General features: G+C 38.6%; 19 protein-coding genes. 4 read left to right on the top strand and 15 right to left on the bottom strand.

From position 1 onward, the window contains the following. Positions 1 to 214: 214 nt before the first annotated feature. The 8 genes from MKZ11_RS15335 to MKZ11_RS15300 all read right to left on the bottom strand — a co-directional run bounded on the left by MKZ11_RS15335 (position 215) and on the right by MKZ11_RS15300 (position 8,641). Entirely contained in the window at positions 215 to 1,189 is a 975-nt protein-coding gene (locus MKZ11_RS15335; protein ID WP_340795257.1) for a Gfo/Idh/MocA family protein, read from the bottom strand. Further along, positions 1,186 to 1,905 (bottom strand): hypothetical protein, encoded by a 720-nt coding sequence (locus tag MKZ11_RS15330; protein ID WP_340795256.1) that lies wholly within the window; start codon positions 1,903 to 1,905, stop codon positions 1,186 to 1,188. The genes MKZ11_RS15335 and MKZ11_RS15330 overlap by 4 nt, the downstream gene beginning before the upstream one ends. A 21-nt stretch (positions 1,906 to 1,926) precedes the next feature. Further along, entirely contained in the window at positions 1,927 to 2,763 is an 837-nt protein-coding gene (locus tag MKZ11_RS15325; protein ID WP_340795255.1) for a sugar phosphate isomerase/epimerase family protein, read from the bottom strand. Positions 2,764 to 2,791: 28 nt separating this feature from the next. Beyond that, a complete protein-coding gene (locus MKZ11_RS15320; RefSeq protein WP_340795254.1) occupies positions 2,792 to 4,348 on the bottom strand; it encodes an FAD-dependent oxidoreductase in 1,557 nt (518 codons plus the stop codon). After that, positions 4,349 to 5,401 carry a Gfo/Idh/MocA family protein gene (locus MKZ11_RS15315; RefSeq protein ID WP_340795253.1) on the bottom strand — a complete coding sequence of 351 codons (1,053 nt, stop codon included), beginning with the start codon at positions 5,399 to 5,401 and terminating at the stop codon, positions 4,349 to 4,351. 150 nt (positions 5,402 to 5,551) lie between these two features. After that, positions 5,552 to 6,556: a zinc-dependent alcohol dehydrogenase gene (locus MKZ11_RS15310; RefSeq protein WP_340795252.1), complete on the bottom strand. Its 1,005-nt coding sequence runs from the start codon at positions 6,554 to 6,556 to the stop codon at positions 5,552 to 5,554. A gap of 12 nt (positions 6,557 to 6,568) precedes the next feature. Further along, on the bottom strand, positions 6,569 to 7,624 hold the full coding sequence (locus MKZ11_RS15305; RefSeq protein ID WP_340795251.1) for a dihydrodipicolinate synthase family protein: 1,056 nt from the start codon (positions 7,622 to 7,624) through the stop codon (positions 6,569 to 6,571). Beyond that, positions 7,625 to 8,641 (bottom strand): NAD-dependent epimerase/dehydratase family protein, encoded by a 1,017-nt coding sequence (locus MKZ11_RS15300; protein ID WP_340797018.1) that lies wholly within the window; start codon positions 8,639 to 8,641, stop codon positions 7,625 to 7,627. Between the two features lie 261 nt (positions 8,642 to 8,902). Here MKZ11_RS15300 and MKZ11_RS15295 point away from each other — a divergent pair, with 261 nt between their 5' ends. After that, a complete protein-coding gene (locus tag MKZ11_RS15295) occupies positions 8,903 to 10,258 on the top strand; it encodes a hypothetical protein (protein ID WP_340795250.1) in 1,356 nt (451 codons plus the stop codon). Between the two features lie 103 nt (positions 10,259 to 10,361). On the opposite strand, the gene MKZ11_RS15290 is transcribed toward MKZ11_RS15295, so the two are convergent. The 4 genes from MKZ11_RS15290 to MKZ11_RS15275 form a co-directional block, all read right to left on the bottom strand. Further along, positions 10,362 to 11,276 carry a Gfo/Idh/MocA family protein gene (locus MKZ11_RS15290; RefSeq protein WP_340795249.1) on the bottom strand — a complete coding sequence of 305 codons (915 nt, stop codon included), beginning with the start codon at positions 11,274 to 11,276 and terminating at the stop codon, positions 10,362 to 10,364. Between the two features lie 140 nt (positions 11,277 to 11,416). Further along, positions 11,417 to 12,220 carry a carbohydrate ABC transporter permease gene (locus MKZ11_RS15285; protein ID WP_340797017.1) on the bottom strand — a complete coding sequence of 268 codons (804 nt, stop codon included), beginning with the start codon at positions 12,218 to 12,220 and terminating at the stop codon, positions 11,417 to 11,419. Between the two features lie 36 nt (positions 12,221 to 12,256). Next, complete coding sequence (locus MKZ11_RS15280) at positions 12,257 to 13,174, bottom strand: carbohydrate ABC transporter permease (RefSeq protein WP_340795248.1); 918 nt, start codon at positions 13,172 to 13,174, stop codon at positions 12,257 to 12,259. A 94-nt stretch (positions 13,175 to 13,268) separates the two neighbouring features. Continuing rightward, the gene (locus MKZ11_RS15275; RefSeq protein ID WP_340795247.1) at positions 13,269 to 14,564 is read right to left on the bottom strand and encodes a sugar ABC transporter substrate-binding protein; all 1,296 of its coding nucleotides are present in this window, start codon (positions 14,562 to 14,564) and stop codon (positions 13,269 to 13,271) included. A 437-nt stretch (positions 14,565 to 15,001) separates the two neighbouring features. Here MKZ11_RS15275 and MKZ11_RS15270 point away from each other — a divergent pair, with 437 nt between their 5' ends. Next, entirely contained in the window at positions 15,002 to 15,619 is a 618-nt protein-coding gene (locus MKZ11_RS15270; protein WP_340795246.1) for a YesL family protein, read from the top strand. A 255-nt stretch (positions 15,620 to 15,874) separates the two neighbouring features. Here MKZ11_RS15270 and MKZ11_RS15265 read toward each other — a convergent pair whose 3' ends face one another. Beyond that, positions 15,875 to 17,662 (bottom strand): sulfatase-like hydrolase/transferase, encoded by a 1,788-nt coding sequence (locus MKZ11_RS15265; protein WP_340795245.1) that lies wholly within the window; start codon positions 17,660 to 17,662, stop codon positions 15,875 to 15,877. 172 nt (positions 17,663 to 17,834) lie between these two features. Beyond that, entirely contained in the window at positions 17,835 to 19,097 is a 1,263-nt protein-coding gene (gene ltrA / locus MKZ11_RS15260) for a group II intron reverse transcriptase/maturase (protein WP_340792415.1), read from the bottom strand. A 382-nt stretch (positions 19,098 to 19,479) separates the two neighbouring features. Here ltrA and istA point away from each other — a divergent pair, with 382 nt between their 5' ends. Both istA and istB read left to right on the top strand, forming a co-directional pair. Beyond that, positions 19,480 to 20,775, top strand: coding sequence for an IS21 family transposase (istA, locus tag MKZ11_RS15255; protein WP_340796980.1), 1,296 nt, complete (start codon positions 19,480 to 19,482; stop codon positions 20,773 to 20,775). Continuing rightward, complete coding sequence (gene istB, locus MKZ11_RS15250) at positions 20,765 to 21,517, top strand: IS21-like element helper ATPase IstB (protein WP_340794546.1); 753 nt, start codon at positions 20,765 to 20,767, stop codon at positions 21,515 to 21,517. Before istA ends, istB begins: the two co-directional genes overlap by 11 nt. Before the next feature lie 388 nt (positions 21,518 to 21,905). Here the strand turns inward: istB and MKZ11_RS15245 are convergent, their stop codons facing one another. Next, entirely contained in the window at positions 21,906 to 22,784 is an 879-nt protein-coding gene (locus MKZ11_RS15245; protein WP_340795244.1) for a patatin-like phospholipase family protein, read from the bottom strand. Positions 22,785 to 22,838: the final 54 nt, after the last annotated feature.

The raw sequence follows: 22,838 nt of genomic DNA, 5'->3' as shown, positions 1-22,838 counted from the left end.
CGCTTCGGCGTCAGGGGATGCCTCCCGCCCTAAGCCTGACCGCTGCGCTATCAATCTTTGGGCATCGGCTACCCCTTGAAAGGCGCCTTCGCTCAGTTTATGCAGGATTCTTACGTTCGATATAATTAGAAGTTTTTACCTTCTTCAAATAAACAATAAAGGACACTACAGCTTCCTATCATAATCGATGAAAACTAGTGCCCCCTATTAACGTTTATAACCTAATTGCCTTTTTAAATTTACTTGATTCGTACGCTGCCAATGAAACCGCTAATGATTTTAGTCCGTCATAACCTGTTATAGATGGTTCTCTTCCTTCCTTTACACAGTTAATAAAATCACGAATCAATCCAAAGTCCATGTCGTTTCCATAAAAAATATGTTCCAATGATTTTTTTCCACTACTGAACATCTTAACGTGTTCGTTAAATGCATCGACTTTCACTGTTTGTTTCGTCCCAATCACCTCAATCGTTACATCTCCCCATGTTGGGTACTCTGTAAAACGAGACCAACTTGCATCATGGGAAGCAATCACGCCATTTTCGAATTCTAATGTGAGAAGCCCCGCATCATCAATAGCTATATCATGAAAATAGGAATCAATAATCGCCTTTACCTCTGTGACTTCTTCATTTAAATACCATCGCATAATATCAACCATATGTACGGTATGATCTAGTACAGCACCACCACCTGATTGCTCTTTATCAATAAACCAGCCACCAGGATTTTGACCCCGATTGGTCGTCCGAAAAGCTACAATATCACCTAATTCTCCGTTATCAATCATTTCTTTTACTTGTTGAATTGGCGAGCTAAAGCGGACTGGATAAGCAATCTGCAAAATAACGGCATGATCTTTACATACTTGAATTATTTCTTTAGCGTCTGTAAGATTTGTTGCAATTGGTTTTTCACATAGGATATGCTTCTTTGCTTTCGCAGCATTTACAACCATTTCTTTATGGCGATTGTTTTCACTGCAAATAATGACAGCTTCTATTTCCAATGATAGAAACTCTGCTTGATCACTGTAATGGACCGTATCATATTTTCGGGCAGCTTCTTGACCTCTTTCAACATTTTCATCAAAAATGCCTACTAACTCAACGTTCGGTAATCTCTTTACGCCATCCGCATAACTGTATGCGTGCATATGTGCAAAACTCATCATGCCAAGTTTCATGAATGTGCACCCCCATTGATTAAGTTACTGAAATAATTCAATCGAGTAATGAGCTCCTGATTTACTTTCTGTGCTGATGCTAAAATGGCATCGACCGAAATGGCTAATGGCAAAGACGTTATACTACCTGATTGAATCGGTCTCATCTGATTACTATCAAATTCAATAATCGTTTTAATCCCACTCCACTCAAGCTCAATTCGCTCTTGGTCAGCTACCGTATATTCAATATGCGCCATTGTTCCTTCACCAAAGTCCATCAAGACAATTGTATGTGTCGGAGTCACAAATTGATCGGTTTGTTTTACTTGAATGCCTTGGGGTTCGCCAAGTAATGAAGATAATACATATAGATCACACGCGAGTAACAAATTATTTTCATCTTGTTTCACCATTCGTCTAAATCGGAAAACGCCTTTAGGTTTATCTTCCTTAGCGATCATCTCTTTTACCTTTTGATAAAATGGATAGTTTACTAAATCAAAATAAACATACCAGCCCAGTCTTTGATGATCAGCAGTTAGCTCAGTGAAGGGAATATACACCTCATTATCGCTATTTTCCACAGCTTTCAACTGCTCTTCAGAAATGGCTAATACATATGTAGTCTCTTTGCTGTCAGCTCTTTTTAACTGTTCAACCGACTCAATTAAGCTTACATTTTCTAATGAGTTACGAAAGTCGATTTTATCTAAACTAGCAAATACAATTCTCATGATTATTTCTATCCCCCTATCTCAATAGGTTTTTAAACGACGTACCGCTTCTTCGTTAGCCATTTTCGCGTCGTCATGTCCTTCATATTCTATAGATAACCAGCCATTATAATTACTATCTTTTAATCCATTTACAATATAAGCGAGATCAACTTCACCATCACCAGGAATAACCCCAATTAACTCTACTCCTTCTGTGGAACGAAACCCACGGAGTGGCTCATTTTCTTCTTTTTTACGAAAGTCTTTAAAATGAACATGAACGATTTCGTTTTTCAACTGTTCAAATGCTTCTGTCGGCTTTTCATGGACAAGTAAAAAGTTTCCCGTATCGAACGTTGTTTTTACATAAGGATTATTCACTGCCTTTATAATTTCGTTAACTTGTTTACTTTTCCCCGCTAATAAACCGTGATTTTCTATCGCTAAATAGACTTGCTCTTTTTCAGCAGTTTCTGCACATTTTTTCAAGCCTTCGATAATCCAAGCCGATCCATTTTCATATGTGTTATCACCATGGATATCGCCGCAAAAAACGCGTACAATACTCGTTCCTATTTTTTTTGCAACTTCAATACCGTTCAATACCTTGGCCACTTCTTCAGCACGTTCTTCAACCGATTCTTTCACAAAATTATTAGTGATATCATATGCTGCCACTTGTAAGTTATAGCTTTTCAATGCAGTAAGCACTTGCTCGATTTCTTCGTCTTTATCTTCTTTATTCGCCCAATAAATATCAAGTAATTCCACCCCATCTATTCCAATACTGCTTGCATAGTCTATGAAATCGACAATTGACCACTTTTCCTTGCTTATAGTGGATGCCAAACTATACATACTGATACTAATATTCATTCGATCCCTCCACTTTAATTTTTCACTATCAATAAAATTCTGCCGGCCACTCTAATTCGAAACCATCTGCTCGTAGGGTATCTTGAAATTCTGTTAACATCTTTTTATTTGCACGGACTGTTTTTGGATCTGTGCTATTTTTTATACAGAATGCAATTAAAGCGCCACATGCTTCACCGATATTCCACTCTGTTGGATGGAGGCGATAGCATCCATTTGTTATATGTGTTGTTCCGATATTTTTACAGCCTGCTAACAGATTATCTGTATCTGTTGGAATCAGTGCACCTAATGGAATATGGTACGGTAATGCTTTTATATCTAAATAGGTTCTCCCTGCCATGCTGGGATGTAAATCGATACTATATGAGCCAATTCCTATCCGATCAGCATATAACTTCCCTGTCTTCCCTTCATTAAAATCAGGTGAAACATCTTGCTCTACAATTGTATAATCTGCTTTTATGCGCCTTGATTCCCTAATATAGGCTGCTTTTGCTAAACCATCTTCAGTTGTAAATAGATCTTTACGTAGTTTCAACCCTGGATATCCTTTACTGCCATCAGACCGTGGTGCTTCGGTTTGTAACCAGTACAGCAGGGACATGCTCAACTGTTTTGCTTGATAGATATGTTGCTCTTTTTCTGCTTCAGTTACATCATAGATATTCCCTAAAAAGTAATCACTTTGCGGCCAATTCATTAAACTGACATCACCAGCATCGACTGGCGTATTAAACTGTTGCTTATCAAAGCTACGTCGATATTCCCAGAGAGGGAATCCTGTCTTTTCACGGAAAAGCGTATATTCTCTTTTCTCTTTCGTAATCGGATGTGGCGCGAAAAAGCTTAAATAGTTATCGGGCCATATAGCTGGATGAAATTCTTTCCAAAACTCGTACATCTCCGGCTCCGGAATCGTATGATTTTCTCCTTGCCTGTACTCCATTCCTAGTACATATGTGAATGCTTGAATATCGGTAGAATCCGCGACTTTCAATGCATGCGGTTCATGAGTATCTGCTTTTGCTTCCGCACCTGTTACATAATCGACACTAGCTAATGGTAATAGATCCCCGGCTTCTGTAGCATCGATGAAATAGAGTGCAACAGCCATTTCTTCTTTTCCAGTCACAGTATTTTTATAGGTTATGTTTGTTACTGTTCTGCCATTTCTTTTAACCGAGGTAACTGCCGTGTTCAATATAATCGTAAGTTGGTTTGTTAAGATATATGGCAGAAGCATTTCATTCAATACATGCAGACTAACCCTCGGATCATGGCAAATGTTGCTGACCAATCCATTCCCTGGATTAAACAGTGTTTTAGTACCTTTTACATCCATTGTTCGTAAATAAGTGTCTCGAACTTTTCTACGATACACTTGATATCTCTGAGTCGATCCAAACTCTTCAATCCATTGATGTTCATCGGGTGGCACTCCTTGCGAGGTAACTTGACCACCAATCCAGTCTGTTTCTTCAGTTAACAACACTTGTAAGCCATTAGCGCATGCCGATAATGCTGCTGCACACCCTCCTAATCCACCACCTACGATAACAACATCTTTATCTATCATTTTCATTTATAAGTAAACTTCTCTTCCCATTTTTGCTGACTCATAGACTGCATTCAATATCCTCATGATTTGCACGCCATCAGCAACAGGTGCAATTGTTTCTTTTCCTTCTATACAACAGTCAACGAAATGATTGATTTCGTTTCTAAAGGCACCTTCAAAATCAAAACTAAGTTTATCGATTTGTGGCGTAATATTTAAAATCGTATTGTTTTTCTCTGTTACCATCGCTAACTTTGGTTCAATTTCTGCGCCACCTTTTTCCCCGAACAATTTAACGTATAACTCATCTTCTTTGGCATGAAGTGTATAGCTAACATCAATATATAAAGAAGCACCATTGTCAAAACGAATGAGGGCATTCGCTAAATCTTCCACATCGTTTACGGTCGGATCATAGTCAGCTGCTTGATAGAAGGAAAGGTTTTTAATATGGCTACGATTGCCCAACTTTGAATATGTATTGCCACTTACCGAAACAGGACGTGGTTTCCCCATCAGATACCAACTGATATCAATCATATGAACGCCTAAATCAATGAGCGGTCCCCCACCTGATTTCGACTGATCACTAAACCACCCACCGGGATTACCAAGCCTTCTTAAACAGGAAGCCTTTGCGTAATAAATTTCACCAAGTTCATCTTGTTCGATAAATTGCTTAAGGAGCTTTGTATTATCACCGTGACGTCTAACGAAACCGACTTGTAGGACTTTTCCGGTTTCTTTAACTGCTGCTTCAACAGCTAATGCTTGAACGACAGTCATACTTAATGGCTTCTCTACTAAGACATGCTTTCCTGCTTCTAATGCTGCAATCGCAATCGCTGCATGTGTATTATTCCACGTACAAATACTGACCGCATCGATTTCCGGATTTTGCAACAACTCAACGTAGTTGTTATAGAGTGCAGTGACACCATATCGTTCACCTGCTAGGGCTAAACGCTGTTCATTGCTATCACACAACGCGGCTAACTCTACTCCCTCGTTTTTCATATAGGGTTTAATATGAAACTCAGAAATAGAACCTCCACCAATAACGCCAACTTTCAACATACACATAGCTCCCTTCTATATAATACGAAAGTACTCGACTCTATAGTTCAGCTTTTCAATATACTCATTCATATATATTGAACATGAATACCTCTATAACTGAGCGAAGGTGCCTTACAAGGGATAGCGAATTCAATGGGGTTATTTATTTCAAACTATATAGTTAATAATCTTCGTCAATGCAGTTGACTTTTTATTGACCAATTCATCATATGCAGCCGGCGCATCCTTAAAGTCGACTTCATCCGTTAAAAAAGATTGGACATTAATCCGTTTGTCATTTACTAAACGTAAATACTCTGCTACATTTCTGCCCTCTGTCCAGCGTACATAACCGTATGGATAATCGATTGCTTGTTTTTCATACATTTGATCATAACGGCCCGGGCCACCAGCCCGTGAAATAAGTATTTGTGCTTCCTTCGCAAACAGTAGGTTCCGAGGGAAATCCGGTTCGATATCCCCGACAATTACAACTTTACCTTGTGTACGAACCCATTCTAAACTTTGATTTGTAAGTGTGGATCGTTTACCGCCTGCACATAAAAGAACTGCATCAGCGCCCTGGTTTTTCGTACACTTCGCTATCTCACTTTCCATTTCTTCAATAGTAGAAAAAGAACAAATACGGTCTTCTTCACGAAGCATTGCTGCCCGCTCTGCTTGAATATCGAAGGCAATCACATTATATGCAGCGGCATTGGCTATTTTAGCAATCATTTGACCAAGTAATCCCAAGCCAATAATAACAATCGTTTCACCGAATTCGAGTTTTGCAATCCTTAGGGCATGAATCGCGATTGCGCCAATCCCTGCTAAAGCAGCTTCCTTCGATTCTACGCCAGCTGGAACCTTTGCACATAACGTAGTTGGAACTACTAGACATTCAGAATGCCCTACATATGGGGCTCCATAACAGGCAACAATATCTCCTTTTTGATAATCATCTACACCTTCACCACATTCCGTAACAATTCCAACCGCACTATAGCCTAATGCGATTTCTCTTTCCCCACTAATTCCAATCAAGCTCAGCTCAGTCCCGGGTGAAATGACCGAGTGCAGTGTTTCAATTGATAGATAAGAAGGTTTAATCGTTGGCTTCGTGCGCTTGATAATATGGACTTTTTGACTCCTTGCCACAATTGATTTCATTTCAATCGCTCCTTACTCTTTCAACCAGTTGGCTAAGTTCTCTTTTACAAATACATCGTCATGCAAATGCGGATAGTCGATATACACACGATCTATTTCCTCCAATTGATTTGGGCTTAATCTTTCCTTATCAAGTAAACACCATCGTCCCTTCAGAAGCCCTTGTCTTGTTAACACCTCATTAATGCCAGCAATGCTCCCTTTAAATTCATTATTCGGATCAAAGAACGCAGCATTCGCATCCGTAATTTCTTGTCCTAAGGTTAATAATTCACTTGGAATCTCGCCTTTTGATCGAGTGTCTGTTATTTTATTAAAAATATCCACCGCTGTTTTCGTCCACACTGACCAATGTCCGAGTAGTCCCCCTACAATCCGTTTCTCAATCTTTTTACCATCTACATTAATTCGATAGACCGTTAGCAAGTCATTTACGATATTGTCATCATTTCCGGTATAAATAGCAATTTCTTCATTTCTTTTAGAATGGCATACTGCTCTTATTACATCGAGCGATTGATATCGATTAAAAGGTGCAATCTTTATACCATGAATATTAGGTATATCAGCAAGCTTTCTCCAAAAATCATAAGAAAGAATACGTCCTCCTACAGCCGGTTGCAAGTAAAATCCAATAACAGGAATAATATCGGCAATTTTTTCAGTCCGATTAAGTAGCTCTTCCTCGGAAGCACTTTGTAACCCTCCCATGCTTAACAACCCAAGATCATAGCCAATCGCTTTAATAAATTTCGCTTCTTCAATCGCCTGCTCAATCGGTCCACTAATTCCACCGATTTTTATGAATGAATCCGGAACTTGTGCCTTCTCTATCTCTTCAATCGCGAGGGTCAATACTTTTTCAAATAAATTGAACTGAGGGTCCCGAATTTCAAACTGAGTCGTATGGACGCCAACTGCAACCCCACCCACCCCCGCATCAATATAATACCGAGTAAGTGCCCGTTGACTCGTTTCATCAAGCTGCCGGTCTTCTGTTAATGCAAGTGGATGCGCTGGAATGACCGTTCCTTCTTGCAATTGTTTTTTTACAGCAGGATTCAACATTTAAAATGCTCCTTTTCGCTCTTGAAAATGGGTTGGTTTATTATATGTTTCACCCTTATGCGTCAACCATTCTGCCGTCATATCAATCATTTGTTGAAGTGTTACTTTTGGATAGCCAAATAATTGATGTGCTTTTGAGGCATTATTTAATAATGCTGTCGGCTGCTCTTCATTTACAAATAGTGGTTTCTTTTCGAACCGCATCCCAAATTCCTCTGCCAACCAACGGACTGAAATGGTCTCAGGTCCAGTCACATTTACTATTTTTGGCGGTGTATCACAATGGAGTAATGACCGCACTGCGTACTCGTTGGCATCTCCTTGCCAAATTACGTTTACACTTCCCATCGTTAAATCAATAGCATTGCCTTCTAAAACATGTTCAGCGATTTCTACTAACACACCGTACCGCATGTCAATTGCATAATTTAATCGGAATAGGAGCATTGGCGTTTCGTTATTACGCGAAAAGTTTGTAAGGACACGCTCTCTTCCTAAACAAGATTGGGCATACTCCCCAATTGGACTCGCGGCTGTCTCCTCAGAACAATTTCCACTCACCACATTCGTTAATGGATAAATATTACCAGATGAAAATGCGACAATACGAGAATTTTTAAATTTCTCTGCAATTCTGCCAGGTAAGTAGGCATTCATCGCCCACGTAAAATGCTCATTTCCAGCAGTTCCAAATTTATTGCCAGCCATTAAAATAATGTTTTTAACATCCGGCAACGATTGTAGTTGCTCGTCATTTAATAAATCAACTGCAATTGTCTCAATTCCAAAGTCCTCTAACTCTTCTTTCAAACTGCCCGATGAAAACCTAGAAACCCCTATCACCTTTTTATCCAAACCGGCTTGAGCAATCGCTCTTTTCGTCATTTTCGCTAATGTTGGTCCCATTTTCCCCCCAACACCCAAAATTAAAATATCACCCTCTACTAATTTAAGATCATTAATCAATTGTGAAGATGGTTTCGTCAAAAAGTCTTCAAGCTCTGCAATCGTTCTCATTCCATCACTCCCTATTTGTTTTAACGCAAACCAGTTAACAGATATATCTAAATTGCTATTCAATAGTATTGTATGTATACTTTCATTAAAAGACAAGTCTTTATTAGGTCTTTTAATATCGAATCTCTTTTATCTTGTATCAGCGCTGTAAATTCTCAACTTTGACAGAATTACTACAAGAAAGTATTATAAACAAAACATCAGATTAAAAGACACTAGCCCAATATATTACTTTTTCACGAGACAAGGAGGGAACTGTTCATGCATAGAAAAAATAACATACAAGACAATTCAGACATTAATATCGGAATCATCGGATCTAAAGCACTTATTGACCAAACGCGTGAAACTTTGAAAACGTTTCCAAACTTTAAGCCCGTTTTTCAAATTATAGAACCTACCAGTCAAATCAGGGAAATAACAAAGGAATTAATGAATGATGTCGAAGTTTTAATGTTTACAGAATACCATTCATACAATATCGTCAAGCAAGTTATAGATTTTATAATTCCTGTGCATCATATGCCATTAATGGGCACTGGGCTTTACAGATCCTTATTTATCATTAAAAGTGGCTACAGTTTAAAATGCTTATCTATTGATACAGTTGAAGAAAAGTATGTTGAACAAATTTTATCAGAACTTGAAGAAGTTAATTATGAACTCCTTGTCTATAAAAATCCTTCACAAAGTATAATCATTGAGGAAGTAGTCCAATTCCATGTGGACAATTACCAAAAACATAATGCAATAGCGCTCACTGGTATTCAGCACGTAGCTAACCGGTTATCAACTCTCCGTATTCCCCATGAATGGGTTACGCCTACACAACAAGATATGATTGTTTCATTAGAACGAGCGCTATTAGCAACGAATACACGAAGAAATAAGGAATCGCAAATTGTATTCGGTTTAATTAATATCGATAACTTTAAAGGCGTTACGGAGAAATATTCTTCTGAGCATGATGTTCAATTATTGAAATTAAATATCCAACAAATGTTGCTTGATTATATTAAACTGCTTGACGGACATCTGATTAATTTAGGCGGAGAAGAATATTCCTTCATTACGACTCGCGGTATTTTCGAACGTGAAACAAGAGGCTATAAATTCATTCCCTTGTTACAAGACATTAAAAGTGAATTAGGCATTACGATCAGTCTTGGTGTTGGCTTTGGCCGCACAGCTGCGGAAGCAGGCAATCACGCACGATTAGCACTTCGTCAATCAAAAGATTTAGGCGGAAATGTTTGTTATATTGTTCGTGAAGACCGGAGTGTCTTGGGGCCTGTCGATATAACGACTCATAAACAATATGAAAGATATAATTTAGCCATCACCGACCCGCATCTACTAGATAAAGCTGAAAAAGCTGGGATGTCAGCCTCCTATATGACAAAATTAATGGCACGTGTTTCCAGGCATAAAAAGATTGACTATACAGCTCAAGAATTAGCTTCAACACTCAATGTAACCATTAGAAGCGCCAACCGAATTCTTTTAAAATGGATGGATGCTGAACTGGTTACTATCATTGGCGAAGAGAAGTTAGCCCATAAAGGGAGACCCCGCCGTATTTATCGACTAAGCTTTATTGAGGAAGAAGAAAGTTAACGAACACGTTACATGCCGATGGAAAAATCACTGTAGTTTTCATCGGCTTTCACTCGACTACTAAACACTTCGACTCTTAAACATGTAGTATTTTCACTTTGAGTTAAATAATTATCATTTTTCCAGAATGACTACTTTCATTAGCCGCCTCAACGAAACGGATAACCTCCTTTGTTTCACTTAAAGGAACCCTCGAAATTCCATCGCGAAAAAAGCCCATAATCTGCTCCAATAAACTAGCATAATAAGGTTTTTGAATTAAATTAATATCGACATATTCGGTAGCTTGTTCAAAGTGAATCAATGCACCAAACTGAGTATTTCCTTTTCGATTACCTCTAACCGTTCCTATACGCCCATCCTCCCAAACACCCGTAATAACGTCATAGTCTTTGTCCGTAATGGCCTTCACCGACTTTGAACCTTGGCCTAGAATAGTAATAAGCATTTCTATCATATGAATGCCATACCAAAAGAAACCTTGTTGCTTACCCTGCAGTTCCATTGGACCAAAGCAATCAGCACCAATAACTCTTCCTTTATCAGTATTTCTAAGGACTTTTGATAAACTTTCTGCATAACGGAGCGCGGATGTACTCATAATGGGTGTCTGATTGCCAGCAGCTAATTGAATCATTTCGATAGCAACTTTTGAACTTAGACTAAAAGGTTTATCGATAAAAATAGGTTTTTTAAACGCAACAAGCTTTTGTAATTGCTCATGATGGGCTGCCCCATCGACTGATTCCAACAAAATCGCATCACTTTCATGCGCAACTTCCTCAATAGAATCCACAATTTCAACATCAAAGCTATCCCTGAGCTCTCTAGTAAAGCCTTCAATCCGCGACATGCTAAGCTCAAAATCAGGTGATCCTCCTGGAAAAGCGATAACTACTTTTCCACCTTGCACATGGTATCTTTCACTCGGATCATTTAATAACTTGGTAAATGCCACCACATGCGATGTATCTAGCCCAATAACGCCAATTTTTAAAGTACAAACGATATCCTCCACTCCTTTCTAATCATTTCTACCTATATAAGTTGAACAAATGAATATCTTATATAAACTAAAGCGAAGGCGCCTCACTAGGAGTAGCGTATTTAGTGGGACACTTTATTTCAACTTCCTCTATAAACTAGTTTCAGCCGCTATTATTTCAATCCTGACATTTGAATTCCTTCCGTAAAGTAACGCTGGAAGAACAAGAATATGAGAAATGTCGGTATAAATGAAACTGTTGATCCAGCCATTTCAATACCAAAATTCCCTTCTTTTCCAAGCATTGAAGCTAAACCTAGTGTCACTGGAAACATTTTTTCTTGTGTTAAGTAAATTAAGGGTTGAAATAAATCATTCCAGTTCGAGATAAATGAAAATGTGCCTACTGTCGCTACGACTGGGACCGAAAGCGGCAAAATGACTTTGAAAAATATTTGAATATCGTTCGCACCATCAATATAAGCAGCTTCTTCTAGATCATTAGGTATATTTTGCAAAAATTGTCTAACTAAAAACACGCCCATAATTCCCCATAGTTCTGGTACAATCAACGCCCAATATGTATTGATCCAACCGAAATTAGAAAACATAATGAACTTCGGAATAATTAATAGTTGCTGGGGAATCATGATAACTGCCATGAAAATCCAGAATACAGTTTCTCTTCCCGGGAATTGTTTCTTCGCAAAAATATAACCTAAAACTGCACAAAATATCATCTGACTTGCTACTGGAATGACGGTAATGACAACAGAGTTAAAAATCCATCTGATAAACATCCCGTCTCTCATTATATAGAGGTAGTTTTTCATTGTAGGATGATCCGGAATCCAAAATAGCGGATCTAATTGTGCGAACTGAACGTCTTTAAACGATCCTAAAATCATAATAAGAAAAGGCAATAGAAAACAAAAACCTAAAACAATTAAAGCTATATAAGAGATCACTTTTTTCAGCATTTTTTCAGTCTCCTTTCTATGGACATTTAAAAGTTAGTAATTATTGGATTCTTGTCCCAGATATTTTCGCTGTATAAGTGAAATAACAAGGATAATAAAAAATAATACATAAGAAAGGACAGCAGCATAACTTAAGTTAAGGCTTGTGAATCCTTGTTCATACAAATAATAGACAATAGTTGTCGTAGCGTAATTCGGGCCACCACCCGTCAGTAAATAGGCCGAATCGAAAATTTGAAAAGAGCCAATCGTTGTCGTTATCGCCACGTAAAAGTGGATAGGCTTTAATAACGGAAAAGTTATAGTCCAAAATATTTTAAATGCAGATGCACCATCAATCTGTGCAGCTTCATACAATTGTCGATCAATTGACTGAAGTCCTGCAAAGTAATAAATCATCGTGCTCCCGGCAACCTTAAAAATACTTAAACCTGCTAATACTGCTAATGCTTGGCTAGAATTCGCCAAAAATAATTGCGGTTCAATTCCTACAAAGCTTAGAAGATAGTTGATCATCCCCGCCTCTGTACCGCGAAATAACCAGCCCCAAATCCCTGCAATAATTACAAATGACGTAACAACTGGCAAGAAAAAGACTCCTTTAAAGAATCTAGCTGATTTAACACCAGAGTTAATAATTAACGCTAAAATTAGCCCTAAAGCCATCGTTGGAACAATATAATATACCGAAAACTTCACTGTATTCCAAATGGCCTTCCAAGCCAATGTATCACTAAGAAAATACTTCCAATGTTTAAGTCCCACAAATTCTGGGTCACCAATTACTTTCCAGTCCATAAATGTTAAATAAAAACTTAAAAGGAAAGGATATATCTGAAAAATAATAAAATGACCTAAGACAGGAATTAGAAAGATATATACAATCGCATTACGGTTCCACTCACGCTTCACCCTCTCCCTAAGTGGCAACTTACTCTTTTTAGAAGTCAATGCATTACTCAGTGTAATCACCCTTTCATATGTATGTTAATAATAGAGAGTTTGATCGAAAAGTGATCAAACTCTCTGTTTTGCTACCTTTTCATTAATTTATCTTTCCTTCAATTGCTTTCGCTGCAGCATCGGCTGCTTCTTGCGGCGTTTTCTTACCTTCCATCATTGTTTGGAGTTCTGCTTGAATTAATGGCATAATTGTACGTCCTTCTGGATGAATAACGCCAGGTAACGCAAATTCAGTATAAGTCGCTAGCTGCGCAAGGTATTTTTGCTCTCCAAAGATATCTTTTGCGGATTCCCTAGTAGGTATATACTGTGTGACCGTATTGAATTTCTTCTGATTATCTGAATTTGTTACTACTTTAATAAATTCTGCGGCAGCTGCTGGATTATCTGTATTAATCGGTGCAACAAACATCCCAGTTGTCCCATAAGTTAATTGTTCCTTATTTTTCATCGGCGGTGCAATAACAAATTCAAAAAGATTTTGGCTTAACATACGACTTACTGAAATACCTGAACCCTGAACTGCTAACATTTTACCGCCTTCCCATAGCGCATCATGTTCTAATGCTGTAATTGAATCTTTCGGAATCCATTCGTTGGTATACATCTTATTGATAAACTCAAATGCTTCTACTCCTGCTTCGTTATTAATTAATACTTCATTGTCTGCCGTAATAACATCTCCACCGGCTTGCCATAAGAAAGGATATAACGTTCCATTCATAGATCCTCCACCTTGAAAACTTGTTGCATAAAAACCTTTCTCTTTTGCTTTTCCAGCCCACTTTTCAAATTCTTCCCAAGTTGCCGGTAAATTTTCTGGATCTTCGCCAATCGCTTTGATTACATCGACATTATATAAATATGTGTACGCTTCTTGTAAAATCGGAAGTCCGTATAATTTATCTTTCCAAGTTGTTGAAACTAACGCTGTATCTACAAAATCATCAATATCAAAACCTTCTAAATAGGGATCTAGTTCTAGTAACATACCTTCATCCGCATATTGGGGCATCTGGTCTGGTATTACGTAGAACACATCGGGACCATTGTTTGCTGCTAGGGCTGTAAGTACTTTTTGATCACGATTTGCCCATGGAATTTGTTCGAAGTTTACTTTTACACCTGTTTGCTCTTCATAAGAAGCGATAATCTCATCCCACATTGCCCCTTCAGTTTCTTGATCGCCCGTGAACGGATGTGCCCAAACTGTTATTTCTCCAGAAAGTCCTGTTTCTTCTCCTGAGTTTTCGCCACTAGCTTCTCCTTCTTTTGTTCCAGCTCCAGTTTCTGTTTCTGTTTCTGTTTCACTTGCATTACACCCGACGATTAATGCTCCAAGTAAAATTAGTAATAGAAAGAATCCAAATCTTCTCATCTAAATGACCCCTCTCAATTTTTATTGATTCAATTGCAATCATCCTATTAAACTACTGCTAAATGATTTACACCCCCTTTACTATTCAACAGGCATTATCTTTTGAGAATTTATTTATATCGGCTAACTGACCGATCGGGTGAAAGCCATGTCATGTTTACCATTTTTCCATATGCTCTCTGCTGTGATTAGCGTTATGATACTTGGTAGTTGACTCTTAATTTACAATACAAATTGATAGAATAGAAAGAGGTAATTGAATTGTCCGTCTATTTTTATCAGCTTACATTAATTCTCAACAACAGACAAGTCCCTAAAGGGTCTTTAAATATCGAAAGGCAATGATTAAATTTTACGGATCATTCACGATTTTTATATAATATCTATTGCCTTTTAGATTGTTTCTAATATATAGTAAACTTTACGAGGTGATAAATTTGAGCGGTTGGGAAAAGTTTAATAGAATTTCTTACAGAATGATTGAATTAGCATATATTAATATACTGTGGATACTTTTCACATTAGTTGGACTAGTCATTTTCGGCATCTTCCCAGCTACAGCAGCCATGTTTGCCGTTACTCGTAAATTAATTAAAGACGAAGAGAAATTCGATATTTTTCCTGCATTTTGGACTTCCTTCCGTAGTGAATTTTTAAGAACAAATGGATTAGGTTTCATTTTTTTAGCCAGTAGCTATTTCTTTTATTTCGACTTTTATTTCTTACAGTTAAATAGTGGTGAATTGCAGTTTTTATTCCCTGTATTAATTTTCATACTTATTTCAGGAATCCTCACATTATTATTTTTCTTTCCGGTCTATGCTCATTTCAATTTAAAGTTCTTCCAATACATCAAACAGTCTTTCTTAATAGCAATTACTTCCCCCATTGAAGTCATAACTTTAGGGGCTGCAGCTGGAGGTATCTTTTTTATTGCTACACTATTCCCCGGAATTATCCCGTTATTCACCGGAAGTGTATTTGCATATGTAGCTACACTAATAAGTTTTAGAGCATTTGCGCGAATAGAGAGAAGACAAAAAGCACAAACATGACGCTTTTTCCAGGGTTTTCACATTAGCCGTTTGTTGGTGCTACTCTTTCTGAATAGTAAACATTCACGAGACTTTTCAAAGAAATTTTTGTGAACTAATTACTAATAAAAAAGCCAGCAGTTCAGTCGATTAGCCCGACTGAACTGCTGGCTTTTTGGCACTGTTTACAGTGATATCTGTCAATATTCGGTGCCAAATACCGAAACAACTTGTAATCATTTCAATACGATTAGCCTTACCCCTTACACCTCTTAATTATTCACCATTCCTACTACAGCCCGGCATGCCAGGAACCTTTCCGCTCGCTGGTGTAAGCCTTTTTTGTCGGCGTTGTTCTGTAAGTAGCTTTGTTAACATTCGTTGAATAATGGCTGATTCGATTGTTGCAAATGCTGGATCGGCTAGATTTGTTTTTTCCAATGGATCCTTGGTGAGATTATAAAGTTCAAATTGCTCTGGAACTGGATGTGTTTTTGTCATCGGCACACAACAACCATCTTGTTCAGTTATGACTGTATCGCTTACACCTGGATCCGTCCAAAACTTGGGGTTGTCAAAATAACGGGCGAATTTCCATATCTCTTCACTCTTATCTATTCCAGTTTCAAGCGTGGTAATCACCGCCTCAATGTCATTCGGTTCAATTACTGATTTATAAGGCTTTCCTGTAATAGCATTCGTTTGATGTGAACCTTTAAATACATCATCATCTGTCATGAAATAGATCGGTTCATTTGCACCGAAAAACTTTTCATACCCATAGAGGAGTGGTGTCAAATTTCGACCGACTAACGGAAGTGCTTCCGTGTGATCTTTTGAAAGCTTTTTCCGGATTAAATCAGCATTTATTCTCGATAATCCCAGCAATGTAGGAAGTACGTCAACATGGCTTGTTAGCATATCTGTACATTTACTATCCTTAAATAAGATTGGGCTATGAATGATCAATGGGACATGAATGGATTCTTCATACATATTATACCACTTTTGATAGAGGCCGCCGTGTGCACCCAATTGTTCTCCGTGATCAGATGTAAATACAACGATTGTATTGTCATAAAAACTCGAATTTTGAAGGGCGACTAAGACTTTCAGCATTTCATTATCGACCTTTTTTTGTAAGCTGTAATACAATTGGCGATAAAAATTATTGTCAATTATCGGCTGCAATGCTTTTGGATATGTAACACGATAACTTTCCTGGACAGATGGTTTAGTGAGCAATGACTCCCCTACTGTTGGAGCTGGGGGAATGTACGGAAGTGTTGTGTCGACTTCAAAGTTAAAATTCGGAGAAATTGCAGATAGCACGCCATATAACGCAATATCGTGTGGATTTACGAAGGAGCACTTGATAAACCAAGGGGTCTCGTCATTGGTACATTTTGAAATTTTGTCGAGTGATTCGATAAGTGCTACTGTTTCAGCCGCGTATACTTCGTCCCTTCCATTTGTGCCTATTCCTGCAGACGAACCGGAATTTCGTGGGTTCGCTCCATGGGGTTCGGGTCCAATCCAATCGGAATATCCAAAAGATTCGAGGCGGTTCGCTTTTTCATATAATTTTTCTTTCTCTTTATTTGGAACTCCAGTTGCTGGATTATAGCTAGGTAATGCGTTATGTGTACCCGGTACTAGGATATCCTCGTCTGAGGCATGCCACTTCCCTTTCCAAAAGGTATCATATCCTTCGGTCCGAAAATAATCTCCCATCGTCGGAACAGTATTAGGGTCAAGCCAAAACACATCAGGGTCAAACGAATCCTTAGCAGCACCCGGCGTTTGAGTAACCCCGTGAAGCGAAGGATATTGCCCTGTATATAATGTTGCCCGACTTGGTGAGCAAGCAGTGCTTCCGGCATAATGATTTAAAAATTCCAACCCGTTTTTCCGTAATAATTCTTGCGCAACTAAGTTTTCTATTCTCCACTCCTGCAATTCCTTTGTTTCATAGACAGACGGAAAACGTTCCTGATCAACCATTAAGAAAAGAATATTTGGCTGTTTCTTCTTATAGGAATATTTTCTTTTGTAGTAATCCATTGTCTTTGCCTTCCTTTCTAAAATCATAAGTACTTCTATACTATATGTAGAAAGGTGTCGTATTGTATGAGTGATTTGCACAAGCATACCGTACTTCAATCGAGTAGGAGGGAGTGATTAACTCCCGACCTCTCACACCACCGTACATACCGTTCGGTATACGGCGGTTCAATTAAGATTGATGACGCAAAATTTCGTAACGTGATAGTAGACTTTTGAGCCCTTGGGAACTCCAATAGGAGTTTCCGAGGGTTCTATGTAATACAGGACTTTTAGAAATTCTCCAGTAACTTTTACGCGAGTTACCCCATTCGTATGCCTTATCTTTCGGCGCACCTAATCCAATGAGCTTCCTCACCTTCGTACTTGGTTTCTTCCAGTTTTTCCACATACACATTCGAAGTCTTCTTCTAATCCATGAATCGAAAGCTCTGAAAACGCTTGGCGTATCCGCCAATGCAAAATAACCGCACCACCCCATAAGGTATTGATTTAGTTTCTTGATTCGATAATCCATCGGATAGGGTTTCTTCCTAGAGGTTATCTCTCGGATTTTATTCTTCATCCGTTTCATACTTTCTTTGGCAATCCGAACCTTTGGTTCTTTATGTAAAGTAAAGCTGAATCCAAGAAACTTCCTCTTCCAAGGGCGGTCTACCGCAGATTTATTCAGGTTAACTTTCAACTTAAGCCTTCCTTCAATAAACGAAGTGACAGAACCCATGACTCGATTTCCTGCTTTCTTTGTTTTCACATAGATGTTGCAGTCGTCAGCGTATCGGACAAATTTATGTCCTCTTTCCTCCAATTCTTTGTCTAGATCATCAAGGACAATATTGGAAAGTAATGGACTGAGTGGGCCACCTTGCGGCGTACCTTCCTCATTGGTTGTCACGATACCATTTATCATAATTCCTGATTTCAAATAGTTACGGATTAGCTTAAGCAGACGTTTGTCTTCGATTCGTTTCGAAAGTGTTCCCATTAACCTGTCATGGTTCACTTTGTCAAAGAATTTCTCCAAGTCTATATCGATTACCCACCGATTACCTTCCTGCATATATCCTTTCGCTTTCCTTATTGCGCCGTGGGCGCTTCGCTTTGGTCGAAATCCATAGCTATGTTCTGAAAACGTTGGATCATACAAAGTAGTTAATACTTGGGCAATGGCTTGCTGAATGAGACGATCCGTCACGGTAGGGATACCTAATAACCGCACGCCACCGTCAGGTTTCGGGATTTCGACCCTGCGGACAGGTTGCGGCTTATAAGTACCCTCAAGAAGTTCCATTTTCATGGATTCCCAGTGTTCCAAGATGTGCTTTCGTAGGTTTTGTACGGGCATTTCATCTACACCATGGCTCCCTTTATTGCGTTCTACCCGTTTCAGGGCAGAAAGCAGATTTTCACGCGACAGTATTCGTTCCATCAACATTGGTTACGCCTCTTTCCGTGAACAACGCTTCTTCTTATGCCAGCTCTGCTCCACCATCTCGAAGTCCCCCATGGGATTCACCACTTCCTCCTTCAAGCATGCCTTATCGGTTATCTGTGTTCTTCGCAGGTTACTGAATGCCAAGATGTTGTTCTCTCTTAATTGTTCAGCCCTTCCCATTCTGCTCGAGTTCGAATGGTACTATGGCTTCTGCTGACTTCTGATTGTTCAGCTACCCATCACTGAGTAGGTTACCAAGTGTACTCGGCGTTTCAATCAGACCTCCCCAGGTATAAATGATAGTCTAAATATGTACATAAGTGCTTGAATAGATATGTACATATCCGAGTCACTTCTTCATACTAATCAAGAGGTGATTGGTGTGTATTTGCAGCTAGATATTCAGACGGAAATTGAAGTGAAGAATCTTTTCGATCTACCAAAACTACAGCAACTAATGGGGAATTTAAAAATGAAAATAAATAAAAGCCGGTTGGCTAGAGAATTAAATGTAGATCGTCGAACGATTGAAAAATATTTAAACGGTTTCACACCAAAGGAAACTAGAAATAAAGCTTCTAAAATTGACCAATACTATGAAGTCATCGCGTTACTTTTATCCACCGATTCCAAACAAATCTTTTATTACAAGCGAGTTTTATGGCAATATCTTACGGATAATCATGATCTACAGTGTTCGCAATCTGCTTTCCGTGCATATATAAATCGAAAACCAGAATTCAAGGCCTACTTTGATGATGGAAAGCGTACAACATCAAGTGCTTCATCTGGGATTCGTTATGAAACGAAACCTGGTGAACAAGCACAGCTGGATTGGAAAGAGAGTATTCGCTATGAAATGAAAGATGGTGAAATTATCTATGTGAATGTGGCAGTGCTCCTACTTTCTTATTCAAGATTTAGAGCCTTTCATCTAAGTATTTCAAAATCTCAAAGTGTCTTATTGTCATTTATGACAGAAGCGTTTGAAGTATTTGGAGGCGTACCAAAAGTGATTGTGACAGACAATATGAAAACCGTAATGGATGAGGCAAGAACAGATTATTTCAAGGGAGTTGTGAATAACAAGTTTACTCAATTCGCGAAGGATTTCGGCTTCAAAGTCCAACCTTGTGTTGCAGGAAGACCTAGAACAAAAGGCAAAGTAGAAGCACCTATGAAGCTGTTGGATGAGATTCATGCTTATCAGGGGAAATTCAACTATGAAGAGTTACATCAATTCATACAGAAGCTCTGTACACGTATTAATCAAAGTATCAATCAAGGGACGAATAAGATACCACTATTTGCGCACAAACAAGAAAAGAACCTCTTACTCCCCCTACCACAGGACAAAGTAAAAGATTCTTACAGAATCAAGCACACACTTGTAAAAGTCAATGCTTCAAACATGATTACCTACAAGTCTAACCAATATTCGGTTCCAGCCAAATATCAAGGGAAGACGGTCGGGTTACAAGTATATGATGATCAGTTATTTGTCTACTATACCACGGAATTAATTGTGCAGCATCAGATAACTACATCGAAATTAAATTATAAAGAGACGCATTATAAAGATACGCTAGCCAAAGCAATTCCCTATTATCCAGATATCGATGCTTTAGCCAAACAAAATCTAGCAGCAATCGGTGAGGTGTATAGCGATGAAGAATAGTTATCAGCAATTAATCCAAAACTTAGAGTACTTAAAACTGAAACAAATGACGCAACATTTAGGAGAAGTCGTGGACTTCAGCATTAAAAACGAATTGTCATTTATAGATACTTTAGTCAAACTTACAAATTATGAGATTGATGTGAAAGAACAAAATATGATTCACTCAATGGTTAAAGTGGGTGCCTTCCCACACCGAAAAGAAATCACTGAATTTGATTTTGAATTTCAGCCAAGTATAAATAAGCAGCAAATTTCAGATTTTATTTCATTACGCTTCCTTGAGGCGCAAGAGAACATTGTATTTTTAGGCCCCAGCGGGGTCGGCAAAACTCATTTGGCGACATCGATAGGTATAGCGGCCGCAAAGAAACGTACCAGCACTTACTTTATAAAGTGCCACGACTTAATCCAGAACTTGAAGCGTGCAAAGATAGAGAATCGCTTAGAAGTCCGTTTAAAGCATTATACGAAGTATAGACTATTGATTATTGATGAGATTGGTTACTTACCAATTGAAGCAGAGGATGCGAAGATGTTCTTCCAGCTCATTGATATGCGTTATGAAAAAAAAAGTACGATTTTAACGACGAATATTAACTTCAAAGCATGGGATGAAGTTTTCCAGGATACCAAATTAGCGAACGCCATATTGGATCGTGTTCTGCATCACGCAACAGTTGTAAGTATCGTTGGACAATCCTACAGAATAAAGGATCACCTCAAAAAAGAAGATGAGTGATTTTGTACATTCTTAAACAAGCAAAACTGTACATGTTTAGATTGACATTTATACCCAGGTAAGAACGTAGTCTTTCCCTCCACCTATCTGCTTCATTTACTGCATATGACCTTCGGCAGAAAGGGCTTTGTTTTGTTAAGCAAACTCACCCAATCATACACAGCCTTATATGAAGTTCGTGTTCCTCAGACCGGAGGTTTGCCGCTCGCTTCCTTCAGATTCCACGTCGCCATGGACACCCTTGCGTTAAGCTAACTGTTACTTCTGCCTTCACAGTTCGGGACTTGCACCCTATAGACTACGCCCATGCTGGGCGCACTTCAAAAAACTGACGTACCCGTAAAGAGGCCGCCAGTTTTCTAAGTTTCAATCATTTTCTAAATTCCATTTACCACGTTTTCAAAAACTGAATCGTACTGATGCGTCCCGCTTCCATAAGCGCCTCTTTTGTTTCTTCGTCCATATCAAACTGAGTTGCGCTATAATCATCGACTGGGATAAAAATGATATTTCTTTCATGTTTTCGAGAAATATACTTTTCATCATGTGCATTCTTCATCGTTGAAAATAACGATTCAAATAAATCTAAGGCATTGTCAATTTTATGTCCCGGCATTTCATCTTGGCTACGGCTTAGCTTTAATCCAACAACTGGACGTTCTTTATTTCCATGCTCATCCTCAAATATCCACATCGGAAAGTTGCTCAATACCCCCCCATCCACAACGATTGTTTCCCCTTTCCCTACTTTTAATTGTACTGGTTCAAAGAAAAAAGGAATCCCACAACTCATGCGTAAAGCTCGAGCAACTGGAAAAGTTTCTGCCGATATTCCATAGCCCTCCAAATCGTCGGGAAGTACGATCATTTTTCCATGCGTCAAATCCGAAGCAACGAGTTTTAGTTTTCCTGGCGGTAAATCTGAAAATGTATAAACATTTTTTGCTGCTAGCTTTTCTAAAAACCAATTCTCTAATGCTTTTCCCTGGTATAAACCAAGTCTCCAATAGAGTAGAAACCATTTCATTAACGGTAAGGGGATAATCGTTTTTCGCGGATCAAGAAGTACCTGAAAGTCTTGTTCATCCAGCATCTCCTCAATTTCCTTAGCCGTATAGCCAGCCGCTATAAAACTGGCAAGAATTGCGCCCGCGCTCGTTCCAGCTACCCGACTAAAACGATACCCCTTTTTTTCTAACACTTGAAAAGCCCCGACTAACGCAAAACCTTTTAAACCCCCTCCTGAAAACACCCCGTCTATTAACACAGTAAATCTCCCCCATTTTCATGACTTGTTATACTGTAGGAGAAGCGGGAAGAA

The organism is Sporosarcina sp. FSL K6-1508 (assembly GCF_038007465.1).
Taxonomy (GTDB): Bacteria; Bacillota; Bacilli; order Bacillales_A; family Planococcaceae; genus Sporosarcina; species Sporosarcina psychrophila_B.
Note: the sequence above shows the minus strand (reverse complement) of the source record. Positions and strands in the feature narration are given on the sequence as shown.